Source organism: Synechococcus sp. BA-124 BA4, from assembly GCF_034931165.1.
Window position 1 is genome coordinate 1 of record NZ_JAYGIA010000118.1, and the last position, 12,971, is coordinate 12,971.

At 67.2% G+C, this 12,971-nt stretch carries 14 protein-coding genes; 7 read left to right on the forward strand and 7 right to left on the reverse strand.

What is annotated here, in order from left to right; genetic code table 11:
• The first annotated feature begins 134 nt into the window (after positions 1 to 134).
• Positions 135 to 539, forward strand: a complete 405-nt coding sequence (locus VB734_RS14115; RefSeq protein ID WP_323243576.1) for a sensor histidine kinase — start codon at positions 135 to 137, stop codon at positions 537 to 539.
• 65 nt (positions 540 to 604) lie between these two features.
• Here the strand turns inward: VB734_RS14115 and VB734_RS14120 are convergent, their stop codons facing one another.
• Together VB734_RS14120 and VB734_RS14695 are read right to left on the reverse strand one after the other, a co-directional pair.
• Positions 605 to 943 carry a hypothetical protein gene (locus VB734_RS14120; RefSeq protein ID WP_416238059.1) on the reverse strand — a complete coding sequence of 113 codons (339 nt, stop codon included), beginning with the start codon at positions 941 to 943 and terminating at the stop codon, positions 605 to 607.
• Positions 940 to 1,425 carry an alpha/beta fold hydrolase gene (locus VB734_RS14695; RefSeq protein WP_416238060.1) on the reverse strand — a complete coding sequence of 162 codons (486 nt, stop codon included), beginning with the start codon at positions 1,423 to 1,425 and terminating at the stop codon, positions 940 to 942. Before VB734_RS14695 ends, VB734_RS14120 begins: the two co-directional genes overlap by 4 nt.
• 125 nt (positions 1,426 to 1,550) lie before the next feature.
• Between VB734_RS14695 and VB734_RS14125 the strand changes: the two genes are divergently transcribed.
• The 5 genes from VB734_RS14125 (at position 1,551) to VB734_RS14145 (ending at position 5,468) form a co-directional block, all read left to right on the forward strand.
• Entirely contained in the window at positions 1,551 to 1,754 is a 204-nt protein-coding gene (locus VB734_RS14125) for a hypothetical protein (RefSeq protein ID WP_323243578.1), read from the forward strand.
• 3 nt (positions 1,755 to 1,757) lie between these two features.
• Complete coding sequence (locus VB734_RS14130; protein ID WP_323243579.1) at positions 1,758 to 2,726, forward strand: cation diffusion facilitator family transporter; 969 nt, start codon at positions 1,758 to 1,760, stop codon at positions 2,724 to 2,726.
• An 18-nt stretch (positions 2,727 to 2,744) separates the two neighbouring features.
• Positions 2,745 to 3,431, forward strand: coding sequence for a response regulator transcription factor (locus VB734_RS14135; protein WP_323243580.1), 687 nt, complete (start codon positions 2,745 to 2,747; stop codon positions 3,429 to 3,431).
• On the forward strand, positions 3,397 to 4,782 hold the full coding sequence (locus tag VB734_RS14140) for a HAMP domain-containing sensor histidine kinase (RefSeq protein ID WP_323243581.1): 1,386 nt from the start codon (positions 3,397 to 3,399) through the stop codon (positions 4,780 to 4,782). Before VB734_RS14135 ends, VB734_RS14140 begins: the two co-directional genes overlap by 35 nt.
• Before the next feature lie 62 nt (positions 4,783 to 4,844).
• Positions 4,845 to 5,468 carry a TMEM165/GDT1 family protein gene (locus VB734_RS14145; RefSeq protein ID WP_323243582.1) on the forward strand — a complete coding sequence of 208 codons (624 nt, stop codon included), beginning with the start codon at positions 4,845 to 4,847 and terminating at the stop codon, positions 5,466 to 5,468.
• Positions 5,469 to 5,990: 522 nt separating this feature from the next.
• Here VB734_RS14145 and VB734_RS14150 read toward each other — a convergent pair.
• Together VB734_RS14150 and VB734_RS14155 are read right to left on the reverse strand one after the other, a co-directional pair.
• Positions 5,991 to 7,301, reverse strand: a complete 1,311-nt coding sequence (locus VB734_RS14150; protein WP_323243583.1) for an Nramp family divalent metal transporter — start codon at positions 7,299 to 7,301, stop codon at positions 5,991 to 5,993.
• A 101-nt stretch (positions 7,302 to 7,402) separates the two neighbouring features.
• Positions 7,403 to 8,326, reverse strand: coding sequence for a vitamin K epoxide reductase family protein (locus VB734_RS14155; protein WP_323243584.1), 924 nt, complete (start codon positions 8,324 to 8,326; stop codon positions 7,403 to 7,405).
• Between the two features lie 121 nt (positions 8,327 to 8,447).
• On the opposite strand from VB734_RS14155, the gene cadR reads away from it, so the two are divergent.
• Complete coding sequence (cadR, locus tag VB734_RS14160; protein ID WP_323243585.1) at positions 8,448 to 8,864, forward strand: Cd(II)/Pb(II)-responsive transcriptional regulator; 417 nt, start codon at positions 8,448 to 8,450, stop codon at positions 8,862 to 8,864.
• Between the two features lie 16 nt (positions 8,865 to 8,880).
• Here the strand turns inward: cadR and VB734_RS14165 are convergent, their stop codons facing one another.
• The 3 genes from VB734_RS14165 to VB734_RS14175 form a co-directional block, all read right to left on the reverse strand.
• Complete coding sequence (locus VB734_RS14165; protein ID WP_323243586.1) at positions 8,881 to 11,094, reverse strand: heavy metal translocating P-type ATPase; 2,214 nt, start codon at positions 11,092 to 11,094, stop codon at positions 8,881 to 8,883.
• 96 nt (positions 11,095 to 11,190) lie between these two features.
• On the reverse strand, positions 11,191 to 11,601 hold the full coding sequence (locus VB734_RS14170) for a hypothetical protein (protein ID WP_323243587.1): 411 nt from the start codon (positions 11,599 to 11,601) through the stop codon (positions 11,191 to 11,193).
• Positions 11,602 to 11,674: 73 nt separating this feature from the next.
• Positions 11,675 to 12,971 (reverse strand): multicopper oxidase family protein (locus tag VB734_RS14175; RefSeq protein WP_323243588.1); only part of this gene is annotated, 1,297 nt, incomplete at its 5' end.

Sequence of the window (12,971 nt, forward strand, 5' to 3'; positions counted from 1 at the left end):
CATACCCAACGACTGATGAGCAAGACCTACCGGCGCCGGCTACGGCGTCAACAAGCCGGGGTTCAAGCCCCACAGGGTGGGCCAGATTTCGTGTCGCCGGAGGACCAATTCCGGATGTCGCTTGACACAGTGAAGTGGCCGCTGCTGCTCAGGTCAGCCTCAAGGCGGAGCACCTCAGCCCTTGCGCCAGGGTTCTGGGCGTTGAATCGGAGCTCAGCAGACTCGTGATCAACCTGCTCAACAATGCCATTCACTACACCCCGGCAGACGGTGTTGTCGACGTGAGGCTGGACAAGCAGGGCCGGGAGGTTGTGCTGGCCATCAGCGACAGTGGCCCTGGAATCCCCGTCGATCAGCAGGCGAGGATCTTCGATCGCTTTACCCGGCTTGATGCGGCCCGATCCCGGCAGCAGGGGGGCACGGGCCTGGGGTTAGCCATCGCTCAGGCGATCGCACGTCACCATGGCGGTGCGATCACTGTTCGGTCTGCAGCAGGACAGGGAGCCGTGTTCATGGTCCGGTTGTCAGCTGGCCACTGACTTGCCTCTCACCCGGCTGATCAGGCCCACCAGACACACACCACGGGGCAGGGGGGCCAGGTATCTCAGCATCGGCGGAGCAGGGCGGCCAGCTCCCGCCCGCATTCCTCATGGGCCCCAAGCCGGCCGGGGAGATGCAGGGTGTGATCGGCCACCGCCGCCAGGGCCTGCATCGCTGCAAGGGATTTCGGCGGCGCCTGGTCGGCGATCGCCACCGTCAGCGGACTCTTCAGGTCTTGTGCTGCTTCAAGCCAGCCCTGGGGGGCGTCGTAGGGATCGAGGCCTCCGGTCACGAAGGAAGAGCTGGCGAAACGTGCCCCCAGCTGGCGGGCGATCCGCTGCCGCGCAGCAAGGCCCTCGGGGCTCAGGCCGTGACCGGCCACATCCACGTGGCGGCGGCTCATCCAGCCGAGCATGGCTGTGGTGGTGTTGAGCCGGTAGAGCAGGGGCCCGAGCAGCGGCGCCTCCACCAGGGAACGGATCGCCGGGAAAGCGCGGCTACGGGGCCGGCCATCGTCGGCAGCGGCCCGCGCCAGGTGGGGGCCACCAACACCCACTCGCGAAACTCCAGGCCATGGTGCTCAGCGGCGAGCAGGGCGATGCCGGCGGCATGGCCAGCGGCGATCAGACCACAGTCGGTCGGGCAGACCTCGCGTCGGACATCAGCCAGGAACAGGGCCAGGAGCTCGGCGTCGTACGGCAGCCGAGGCCGATCACTCTCCCCGAACCCTGGCCAGTCAAGGCTGATCAGCCGGGGTCGCTCGGATGGCTCACCCGGGCCGTCAGGAATGGCATCGCAGAAGGGCTGCCATTCCTGACGGCTGGAGATCGTGCTCAGCGCCGGCAGCAGCAACCAGGCCGGGCCGCTGCCCCCCTGGTCCGTCATGGCGATTTCAAGGGTTCGCCCGCCATGACGCCAGAGGTAGGAACGGCGGTGAGCGGATCTGGAGGATTGGACGGCAGTGGTCAAGGGAGGGCAGACCAAGTCATCTACATGTATACAGTTTGGTAATGACCACGGGGGTGTCGATGGCCGCCAAGCGCTGTTCCTCCAGCCGAGAAGGCAAGGTGCTGCTCTCCTGCTGGATTCCAGAAGAGCTGCGCATGGAGCTCGATCGGGTCTGGGCCGCCAAGGGCCTCAGGCCCCATGGCCGCACCCAGCAGGGGATGGAGGAGATGATCGCCCTCTACCTGACGGCCCAGCAGGAGACCTGAGCCATGGGCGGCCAGCACGGGCACGGAGCAGAACCTCACGATCACCCCCATGGGCCTGGCGATGATCACCATCACGACCACAGCCATGGCCACCAACCAGACGGTCGCGCCGGAAGGGCCTTCCGCTGGAGCATCGCCCTCAACAGCGGCCTCACTGCCCTGCAGCTGGTGGTGGGCTTTGGCTTCGGCTCGCTGGCGCTGATCGGCGATGCCCTCCACAACCTCGGCGATGTGGTCGGCCTGGCCCTGGGCTGGGGGGCGGATCGTCTCAGCCGCCGGCCGGCCCGCGGGCGCTTCACCTACGGATTCGGCCGCAGCACCCAGATCGTGTCGCTGGTGAACGGCCTGCTGATCTTCGCGGCCGGTGCGGTGGTGGTGGTGGAAGCGATCCAGCGTCTGTTCAACCCGGTGCCGCTGATCGTGGGCCCGGTGGCCTGGGCGGCGGCCGCCGGCATCGCCATCAACCTGCTCTCGGCCCGCCTGTTCGGCCACGACCACCACCACGACCTCAACCAGCGGGCGGCGGTGCTGCATCTACTCACCGATGCCGCCGTCTCGGTGGCGGTGCTGCTGAGCGCCCTGGTGGTGGGGGCCACCAGCTGGCTGTGGCTCGATGCTGTCACGGCCATCGGCGTGGGGGCCGCGGTGATCTGGAGCGCCCTGGGCCTGTTGCGCGAAGCGCTCGCCCTCACCCTCGACGCCGCCCCGCGCCATGTCGATCTCATTGAGGTGGAGCAGGCTCTCGCGTCGCTGCCTTCAGTGCTTGAGGTGGAGGAACTCCATGTCTGGGGGCTGAGCACCTCCCGCACAGCCCTTACCGCTCATATGGTGATTGATCCCGTTCGCCTGCAGCGTGAGGGTCTCAGCCGGGATCAGCTCCTGGCCTCGGCCCGGCGACGGCTGGAAGCGTTTGGAATCGGCAAGAGCACGCTGCAACTTGAGAGCGCGGCTCAGACGGATGCAGCCCTCTGATCAGGGAGTGGGACGGCCATGAAGCTCCTGCTCGTCGAGGACGACCCGACCCTCCAGGACGCGATGCAACGGCTGCTGCTCCAGTGGGGCTATGGCCTTGAGGTCGCCGGCACGGGGGGCGAGGCGATGGGCTGGCTGGAGCAGGAGCGCTTCGATCTGGTGCTGCTCGATCTCGGCTTGCCCGACACCGACGGCCTGAGGCTCTGCCGGCAGCTGCGCCGGCTGCCGTGCCATCAGCCGCTGGTGCTGATGCTCACCGCCCGTGATGGACGCACCGACAAGCTGCTCGGCTTCGAGGGAGGCGCCGATGACTACGTCGTCAAGCCTTTCGATCCCGAGCTGTTGCGGGTGCGGCTGGCGGCCCTGCTGCGCCGCGCCAATCGCCCCCTGCAGAGCCAGTTGTGCTGGGGGCCGCTGGCGCTCCAGCCCGGTCAGACCGTGGCGCTGGTGCGTGGGCATCCCCTGGAGCTCACCCCCAAGGAGGCCCTGCTGCTGGAGCAGCTGCTGCGCGCCCGCGGCGCCAGCTGCCGCAAGAGTGAGCTGCTGCACGCCTGCGGCGATGGCCGCCGCGTCGTCGGCGAGGACGCCCTACGGGCCCACATGCGCAACCTGCGTCAGAAGCTCACTGCCGCTGGCTGTGATCCGAACCTGATCGAAACGGTGTATGGCCATGGCTACCGGCTCCACGCAAGCGCTACCGACTGATCCGCTGCAGCTCAAACGCCGGCTCCTCCTGCAGGGTGGCGGCTTCGCGTTGCTGCTGCTGCTGTCCTTCTCCGGCACCCTCTATTGGGGCATCGCTGTGCAGCGGGGCGAGGACCAGCGCACCGAGCTGCGCCAGCTGGCCGCCACGGCCGCGGCCCAGCTGCCCCTGATCGCCCATGAATTGGGCGAGGCGGAAGGGCGTGCCAAGTTCCGGGCCGGTCCGCAGCGGATCGCCGTTCCGGCGTTGGTTCAGCAGCGGGTGCAATGGTTCGACACGACAGGCCAGTTGCTCAGCGAACAGGGCTTCCTGGCCGTGCCGGCCATGCAAGAGGCACTGCCACAGTCCACCTCCACCCCGAGCTGGCAGCGCTGGCCGGGTGGCGTCAGCCTCGTTCAGGTGGTCCAAACGGAGCCGCTGCACGCTGGGGCCGATCCCAGTGGGAACAACCTCCCCCAGGCGGCGGGCGCAACTTCGACGGAACAACGGCTTGGTTACGTGCGGGTGGCCCTCTCGGACCGTGCCGCTCTCGCCGATCTGGAACGGCTGCGCCGCGGTCTGCTGCTAGGTGGCATCGTCACCGCTCTGGCGGCACTGTTGGCGGGCCGCCGCATGCTGCGGGCTGCCTTCCTCCCCATGCAGGAGCAGCTGCGTGCCTTGCAGCGCTTCACCGCCGATGCCTCCCACGAGTTGCGCCATCCACTCACGGCCCTGCGCACCCTGCTGGCGGGGGTGCCGCTGGAACTGCGCCCACACCCCGGCCTGGCCTGGCCTGAGCTCGACCGCCTCAGCCGTCGGATGGGCGAGCTGCTGGAGGATCTGCTGACCCTGGCCCGGCTGCAGCAGAGCTGCGACGGCAGTGACGGGCGACCTCGGGACTGGCAGCGGTTCGATCTGCTGGAACTGCTGGAGGATCTCATCCGCTGCTACGCACCCCAGGCGGCCGCGCGCGCGATCCAGCTGCGGCTCAGTCCCGCGCCGGAAGAGCACAGCGTTCTGGTGGAGGGCGACAGCGAGGAACTGCTGCGCCTGTTCACCAACCTGGTGCTCAATGCCATTCGCCACAGCCCCGAGGGAGGCCGGGTGAGCCTCGACGTGACAACGACGAAACGGCAGGTGCAGGTGGCAGTACGCGATCAGGGGCCCGGCATCCCGGCGGCCCAGCGGGAGCAGGTGTTCGATCGCTTCTGGAGTGGCGCCGATCGCGGCGGCCACAGCGGGCTGGGACTGGCAATCGGCCGCGCCATCGCCCGCCGCCACGGCGGTGAGCTACGCCTCGGCGAGAGCCGGCCCGGCCTGTGCGTACTGCTGGTGGAGCTGCCAACTGCCGTGGATCCGCCGCAAACCTCATGACTTCTTCATGAGCTGCGGCGCAACCTGCGGCGATTAGCACTCCTCTTCCTTCCGATCCAGCGGTGGCAGCTTTTGGGGCAAGCTTCACCGCCATCACCCTGGCCGAACTGGGTGACAAGACCTTCTTCATGGCGCTGATCCTGGCGGCGCGTCACCGCGGCCGGGATGTCTTCATCGGCGCCTTTGCAGCCCTCACGGCCGTCACCCTGATCTCGCTGGGTCTGGGCTACGGCCTGCGGGAGCTGCTGCCCGCCACGGTGGTGCCGTGGCTGGCGGCGGCGCTGTTCGTCGGTTTTGGTCTCAAGCTGCTCGTCGACGCCCAGGGCATGGAGGCGAATGAGGCGGACGAGGAGGAGCAGGAAGCCCAGCAGGCCATTGATGAGGCGGAGAGCCGGCGCCGCATCAGCACCACCTGGGCGGTGATCTGGGAGGCCTTCGTGCTGGTGTTCATCGCCGAGCTGGGCGATCGCACCCAGTTCACCACCATCTTTCTGGCCACCGCACCGGCCTTCACCTTCGCGGGCCTGCTGGCGGGCACCCTGGTCGGCCACGCCCTGGTCACCTGGCTGGCGGTGGGGGCCGGCAAGTGGATCGGAGGTCGCATCAGCGAACAGTTGCTCTATCGGCTGAGCGGTGGCCTGTTCATCGCCTTTGGGCTGTTCGCGTTCAAACAGGCCCTGGGCTGAACGGATCAGCAGGGTCCAGGCTGAGCTGGCGGGATGCCGCCTTGGGGCGTCTCGGTGAGAAGGCGCCTGACCACCTCCCGTCAACCTCTCTCCCCCAATGGTCTTCGCCTCCCCCCGCGCCACTACATGCTGCTGTCGACGGCTGGCGCGGCCGGCTCTGCACGAACCAGAAGTCCAGCACCTCGCTGACCTGGTGGCGCTGACCAGCCATCAGAGCAGGCCCAGATGGGGAAAACACTGGCCAGCTCGATGCCCTTGCACTCTTCCTGATCTTCATGTCGCTGACCCTGCTGCTGCGCTTCCCCTGGGGCGTGTTGCCCCTGATCGGTGTCTCCGCACTCGTGGGATTGGAGCGCGGTTTGCTGCAGCTTGTGGTGGTATGAAGCTCTAGGCATCCAGCCGCTTGGTCACCGTGGTGCCTCTGGTATCAGCTCAACGACTCAGTGGCCTTGGATGCTCAGATCGTGTCCCAGTGTTTTTTGCTCGTCATGGGTCTGAGGAGAGGCTGCTTTTGTCAACGGTTCAGACGCCCCGCAACACCGCGCTCAGCATCGAGAGGTTGATCAGCACAATCACGCTGGCGCAGATCCAGCCCGCGGCCTGCAGCCAGAGCGGTGCTTTCAGATCGCCCATCAGGCCCCGGCGGCCGCAGAACCACACCAGCGGGATCACCGCGAAGGGCAACTGCAGAGACAGCACCACCTGGCTCAGCACCAGCAGATTTGTTGTGGCCCGTTCACCGAACAGGATCACTGTGGCCATCGCCGGGATCAGCGCGAGACCGCGGGTGAGCAGCCGCCGCTTCCAGTCCGGCAGACGGATCTGCAGGAACCCCTCCATCACGATCTGGCCGGCCATGGTGGCGGTGAGCGTCGAGCTCTGGCCCGCCGCCAGCAGGGCCACGCCGAACAGCACGCTGGCGAGCGACGTGCCCAGCATCGGCGTCAGCAGCCGGTAGGCCTCGCTCAGATCCGTGACCGGCTGCGGTAGCCGTCCGTAGAAGCTGCCGGCGGCCAGCACCAGGATCGAGACATTGATCAGAAAGGCCAGACTGAGGGCGATCAGGGTGTCCCAGGTGCTGAAGGCCAGGGCCCTGCGCGTTGCTCCCTTCGCCGCGCTCCAGTGGCGGGTCTGCACCAGCGAGGAATGGAGATAGAGGTTGTGGGGCATCACCGTGGCCCCGAGGATGCCGGCGGCCAGAAACAGCTGCTGCCCGTCCCTGAGGCTGGCGACCTGGGGGATGAAGCCGTGGCCCATCTGGCTCCAATTGGGCTGCAGCAAGAACATCTCCACCGCGAAACACCCCCCCACCAGGGCGACCAGGGCGATTACCAGGGCCTCCAGCCGGCGGATCCCGAAGCGCTGCAGCGCCAGCAGCAGCAGCGTGTCGGCGGCCGTGAGGCCCACCCCCCAGGGCAAGGGCAGGCCGAAGAGCAGCTGCAGGGCAATGGCGCTGCCTACCAGCTCGGCCAGGTCGCAGGCAATGATCGCCACTTCGGCCAGCAGCCAGAGGGGGATCCGCCAGAACCGCGGCAGCAGACGGCTGCAGGCCTGGGCCAGATCCAGCCCCGTCGCGATGCCCAGGCGGCAGCAGAGCGACTGGAGCACCATCGCCATCAGGCTGGAGAGCCCGATCACCCAGAGCAGGCGGTAGCCGAACTGGGAGCCGGCCGCCAGATCCGTGGCCCAATTGCCCGGATCCATGTAGCCCACTGCCACCAGGTAGCCGGGGCCCAGCACCCGCAGAAAGGTGCGCACCGTGCCCAGGCCGGCAGGAACGTCCACCACCTGGGAGTCGATGCTGGCGGCCGTGCCCAGCGGTGCATCAGGCATGAAGCGACGCCAGCGGAGTTGGAGGGTAAGGCGAGGGTGGCTGCGATCCTGCTGGGGCATGGCTGGCATGAGCCCACCCTGGGGAAGGGATCACCGCCAGCTCAGAAGTCGCGAGCACCTGTGTAGCCACTGAGATCGGCGAGGGTGTTCAGCGGCTTGACGCCCGAATCCAGAACGCCCTTGATCTGCCAGCTGGGATAGCCCTGAACCCCCTGCTGCTTGCACAGCTGCGCCTGGCTGTTGGCGCCGTCCTCCGCGCATTCGATTACCTGGAGCTTGGCGGCGGCCTCCTTGCCGAAGGCCTCCTTCTGGTCATGGCAGTGGGGGCACCAGTACGCCGTGAACACCCGGGCGCCGACGCTGCTCAGATGCTCTGCCAGGGCAATCTTGGCCGGCGAACTGGCGCTGACGACAGCTGGAGCCGCCTGTCCACTTTGAGCGACAGGCTGGTCCGCCGATGCCGCCCAGCCCAACCCCAGCAGACCAACAAGGAGGACTGTCATCACTCCGCGAAAGATCAGTTGGCTGCGGTCGATCCAGCCACCTCCAACAAGGCTCAACAGGAACAGCGCGAGGCTGAGGGCGGCTGACACCACACAGAAGGTGCAGAAGGCCTTGATCTCGAAGACCAGGAGCCCCATCAGCACCAAGCTGAAGACGGCCATGCCGCAGCTGACGAGGAAGAGTGCCCAGCGATTGCCCTCCGAGGCTGGGGCGCGCAGACCCCCTCGCAGCAACGGCATCAGGGCCAGCAGGAGGACCGTGGCGTAGGCCAGGAATCCAAAGAGAGAAAGCGGCTGGCCCAGCAGCGTGCCCCAGGCGCTGCCGAGCACCTTGTCGCAGCCATCGCTGCCGCCCGGACAGGAGAGGCTGCCGATCCAACCCCAGCGCTTGGCGGTGATCGAGCCGGTATCGATCATGCCGATCGTGGCGAGCACGGCCATGGTGAGGCGCACCCAGGGCCGGCCTGGCTCCTGGCCGACCCGACGGCTGGAGAGAGGCTTGGTTCGCGTAGCGCTGCTCACAGGGGGAGAGAACGGCTGAGATACGGCCATTGAAAAGCCTGAAGTGGCTTCAGGGTCAAGGGCCTAGCGTTGCGCCAGGGAGGCTTGTCCGCCCGACTTGCCAACCCAAGGGGATGAATCCATGCAGATCGGCGAGTTGGCACGGTCCACCGGGGTGAAGATCGAAACAATCCGCTATTACGAACGCGAGCACTTGCTGCCGCTGCCACAGCGCACGGATGGCAACTATCGCCTCTATTCGCCGCGGCATGTGGAGCAGTTGCGCTTCATCCGCTACTGCCGCAGCCTTGACATGAGCCTGGAGGAGGTCCGCAACCTCATCGAGGCGCGGGGCGCACCAGCCGGTAGCTGCCGGACTGTGAACGAATTGCTGGACGAGAAGATCGCCGAGGTCGATGCCCGCGTGAATGAGTTGCACAAACTCCAGGATCAGCTACGGCAGCTCAGAGGGCTTTGTCAGCAACCGGACGAGGTGAAGACCTGTGGCATCCTCATGGAGTTGAACCGTTCGGCTGGAATCGACAAGGCTCAGATCTGATCGTTCCCGACCAGGCTCAGCCCTTGATCTTGCCAAGCGTGGGAGTGCGAAGCAGTCGAAGTCCATTGGCGATCACGATCAAGCTTGTGCCCATGTCCGCGAAGACCGCCATCCACATCGTGGCATTCCCGGCCACGGTCAGCAACAGAAAAATGGCCTTGATTCCCAGCGCCAGCGCGATGTTCTGGCGCAGGATGGTGAGGGTGCGGCGAGAGAGGGCGATCGTTTCCGGTACGCGCATCAGATCGTCGTTCATGATCACCACATCGGCCGCTTCGATGGCGATGTGGGTGCCCGCGGCCCCCATCGCAAAGCCGATGTCCGCCTGGGCCAGGGCCGGGGCATCATTGATGCCATCGCCGGCCATGGCCGCGAATCCATAGCGGGCCTGCAGATCGGCCACCGCCTCGAGCTTCTCCTGCGGCAGCAGGTTGCTCTTCACCTGCTCGATGCCGGCCAGGGCCGCAATCGCGCCGGCGGTGGCTGCGTTGTCACCCGTGAGCATCACCGGGGTGACGCCCAGGGACCGCAGGGCTTCCATGGCGGCCGCGGAGCTGGGCCGAACGGTGTCGGCGACGGCGATCAGGGCGAGCACGCCGCTGTCATCGGCCAGCAGGCTGAGCGAGCGACCTTGGCGCTCATGGACCTGCATCGACGCCTCCAGCGCGCTGGAGCAAAGCCCCAGCTCCTCGATCCAGCGGTGGTTGGCCAGCATCAACGACCGCCCCGCGATCAGGCCGCGCACCCCTCGTCCGGGGAGGGCCTCGAAGGCCTCCACGGCCAGCCGCTCGCCATCGAGGCCTGCGGCCACCGCCCGCGACACCGGATGGTCGGAGCGCTCCGCCAGGCTGCTGGCCCACTGTTTCAGTGCGCCAGCGTCTGGCCCTTCTTGCCATGGGGAGAAGGCCACGAGCTTGGGTTGGCCCAGGGTGATCGTGCCGGTCTTGTCGAGCGCCAGCACCTTGATCTTGCGGGCCTCCTCGATGTAGAGGCCGCCTTTGATGATGATGCCGCGACGGGCGGCGGTGGCCAGGCCGCTCACCACCGTGACCGGTGTGGCGATCACCAGCGCGCAGGGGCAGGCGATCACCAGCAGCACCAGGGCCTTGTAGATCGCCTGCATGGGTGTGAAACCCAGCAAGGGTGGCGCCAGCAGGGCAACGGCCAGGGCCACCACGAACACCGCCGGGGTGTAGCGGGCTGCAAAGCGATCGACGAAACGCTGGATCGGGGCGCGGGAGGCCTGGGCTTCCTCCACGGCCTGGATGATGCGCGCCAGGGTGCTGAGCGAGGCGGGCGCCGTCACCTGGATCTCGAGGGCGCCGCCCTGGTTGATCGTGCCCGCAAACACCTCATCACCAGGGCCTTTGTCGACCGGCAGGCTTTCGCCGGTGATCGGGGCCTGGTTGATCGCACTCTCGCCGGAAAGCACCGTGCCATCAAGCGGCAGGCGCTCGCCCGGGCGGACACGCACCACATCTCCGATGGCCACAGCACTGGCGGAGACGCGTTGCCAGCGGCCATCGCTCTGGCGGATCTCCGCCTCGTCGGGAGCCAGCGCCATCAGGCTGGTGATCGCCTGGCGGGCCCGCTGCACCGCCCGCGCTTCAATCGCCTCGGCCACGGCATAGAGGGCCATCACCATGGCGGCCTCTGGGAAGCGGCCGATCAGGAAGGCGCCCGTGACCGCCACGCTCATCAGTGCATTGATGTTGAGCCGGCCCTGGCGCAGGGCGGCCAGGCCCTTGCGAAACACGGAGAAGCCCGCCAGGGCGATCGCGGTGATGGCGATCCCGATTTCCACCAGCTCATGGCCCGGGTAGGCGGGAACGACCAGATGCAGCAGCTCCGCCGTGAGTGCCAGTGCCAGGGAACCCCCCAGGCGGAGCCGTTCACGGCGCCGTTCTGCACTGGTCTGGGCGGCGGACGGCCGCTGATCGGTGCTGATCGGCTCCGGGTTGAATCCCAGCCGGCGGATCGCAGCGAGGGCTGAGTTGAGCGCTGCTACTTCTGCATCGATCGCCAGAACGCGCTCGGCCAGCAGGAACCTCAGGCCGCGGATGCCGTCAACACCTGCGAGGGCATGGCGGATCTCGCCTTCCTCCGTGGCGCAATCCATCGCGCTGATCCGAAACAGCGCTTCCTTGACGCTTGCCGGCTCCGGCTGCGGCCCCGTGGTGGCTCCAGCCGTCTGCCCGCTGGTTCCGCTGCTGCAGCAAGGTTCCGCCATGGTCAGGCCATCCAAGCCCCATCAAACAGCCTGTAGCCACTTCAGGGTCAAGGGTCTGGCCGGCATGGGCGGCACCTGGTGGCCGCAGGCTGTTGATCAACGCAGCTGGGGACACTCCTGATCCCGCAACTCCTGATCCAGCCCATCGGCTTGCTGGGCCAGCTTGGCTCCAGCCGCCGTGTAGAACCTGAACCGCTGGCGGTTGACGTAGAGAACCCGCCGGCTGCGCAGCAGCTGTTCTTCCGCCTTGTGGCGGCAGACGATCAGGGCCTGGTAGTCGATGGTCGGCTCGTTGCGGTCGTTGGCATTGGCCCCATCGGCCTGCTGGCTGAGGACCGGGCAGATTCGCTCACGGACGGATCGGACCAGGGCGATTTCGGCCTTCATGGCCTGCTCGGCCAGGGCATTGCGTTGATCCAGCAGGTTCCGGCACGCCTCCAATTCAGCCGCCATCGCCGGGGCTGCCAGCCACCAACAGCTCAGCAACAGGGTCAGGAAGTGGCGCATTCACGGATCAATTCGAGTCCTGTGTCTTTGGCGGCTACGGGCGTGATCATCTTGAGCTGAGTCAGACCATCCACTAGACGATCTGCAGTACCCCCATCAGCCCCAGATCCTCGTGGTCGAGGTTGTGGCAGTGATAGACGGTGCGGCCCGTGAAATCTCTGAACGTGACGCGGATCCGCACCTCCTCGCCCCCCTTCACCAGCACGGTGTCCTTCCAGCGGCGCTGGGCTTCGGGGCGGCCGGCGCGGCTGATCACCTGGAAGGGATTGACGTGCAAGTGGAAGGGGTGATCCATCACGTCGTCATTGACGATCAGCCAGTCCTCTGTGCTGCCCAGCGACACCCGGGTGTCAATGCGATCGGGATCGAAGGGCTGGCCATTGATCACGAAGCCCATGCCACCAGCGCCAATTCCCCCGCCGCCCATGCCCATGCCTCCGACGCCCATGCCCCCCATGCCGTGTTGCATGCCGCCCATTCCCATCCCCATGGCATGGGCCAGGGAGAAGCGGCGCGTGCGCTCCGGCTGCGGCAGTGCCGGCACAGGCAGCAGGGCCGCCGGCAGCGGCAGTGGAGCCACTGTTCCGGCGTAACGGAGGGTGGCCAGGGTCTGGGGGCCGTTCGCGGCGGGCGCCACCTGGCCCATCCCGCCGTGACCACTGCGTTGATACGGGAGATCGAGCAGGCGGTAGCTGCCAGGCGTCTGGTTGCCCTGCACCAGCACATCCGCCCGCTCGCCAGGGGCCAGCAGAATTTCGTCGAGGAGCTCAGGGGTCGCGATCGCGCCGCCATCGGTGGCGATCAGCACCAGCCGGTGGCCCTCCAGGGCGAGGCGGTAGATGCGGGCATTGGAGGCATTGAGCAGACGGAGCCGAAGCAGGCCGCCGCTGGGGATCGCCAGGCCGGGATTGAGCTCCCCGTTCACCGTCAGCAGTGGACCTTCCCGGCCGAGCATGCGCTCCATCCCCATCCCCATTCCGGCCTCAGCCGTGCCGTCGGCGCTGGCGAAGTCCTTGAGCACCAGCACGCTTTCGCTGGCGGCCGCCACCTCTGGAATCCGATCCAGATCGCCGCGCACCACCAGGGCGCCGCCGAGGCCGCCGAACACCTGATCAGCTGAGTGGCCGTGGTGATGGGGGTGCACGTAGAAGAGGCCGGCCGGGTGGTCCGAAGCGACCTTGAAGGCATAGGTGGTGGACCCGCCGGGCGGCACGGTCAGGAACACGTTGTCGCCTGATCCGGTGGGCGGGATGTGCAGCCCGTGGAAGTGCAGGTTGGTGGGCTCCTGGAGGCCGTTGCGCAGGAGCAGCCGCACCTGATCGCCTGCATTCACCTCCAGCAGCGGACCGGGCGAGCGGCCGTTGTAGGTG

Coding starts and splice junctions, on each gene's coding strand:
- VB734_RS14165 (WP_323243586.1), bottom strand. CDS start 11,094: ATGGCGGAACCTTGCTGCAGCAGCGGAACCAGCGGGCAGACGGCTGGA.
- VB734_RS14170 (WP_323243587.1), bottom strand. CDS start 11,601: ATGCGCCACTTCCTGACCCTGTTGCTGAGCTGTTGGTGGCTGGCAGCC.
- VB734_RS14140 (WP_323243581.1), top strand. CDS start 3,397: ATGGCTACCGGCTCCACGCAAGCGCTACCGACTGATCCGCTGCAGCTC.
- VB734_RS14120 (WP_416238059.1), bottom strand. CDS start 943: ATGAGCCGCCGCCACGTGGATGTGGCCGGTCACGGCCTGAGCCCCGAG.
- VB734_RS14135 (WP_323243580.1), top strand. CDS start 2,745: ATGAAGCTCCTGCTCGTCGAGGACGACCCGACCCTCCAGGACGCGATG.
- cadR (WP_323243585.1), top strand. CDS start 8,448: ATGCAGATCGGCGAGTTGGCACGGTCCACCGGGGTGAAGATCGAAACA.
- VB734_RS14130 (WP_323243579.1), top strand. CDS start 1,758: ATGGGCGGCCAGCACGGGCACGGAGCAGAACCTCACGATCACCCCCAT.
- VB734_RS14125 (WP_323243578.1), top strand. CDS start 1,551: ATGACCACGGGGGTGTCGATGGCCGCCAAGCGCTGTTCCTCCAGCCGA.
- VB734_RS14150 (WP_323243583.1), bottom strand. CDS start 7,301: ATGCCTGATGCACCGCTGGGCACGGCCGCCAGCATCGACTCCCAGGTG.
- VB734_RS14695 (WP_416238060.1), bottom strand. CDS start 1,425: ATGACGGACCAGGGGGGCAGCGGCCCGGCCTGGTTGCTGCTGCCGGCG.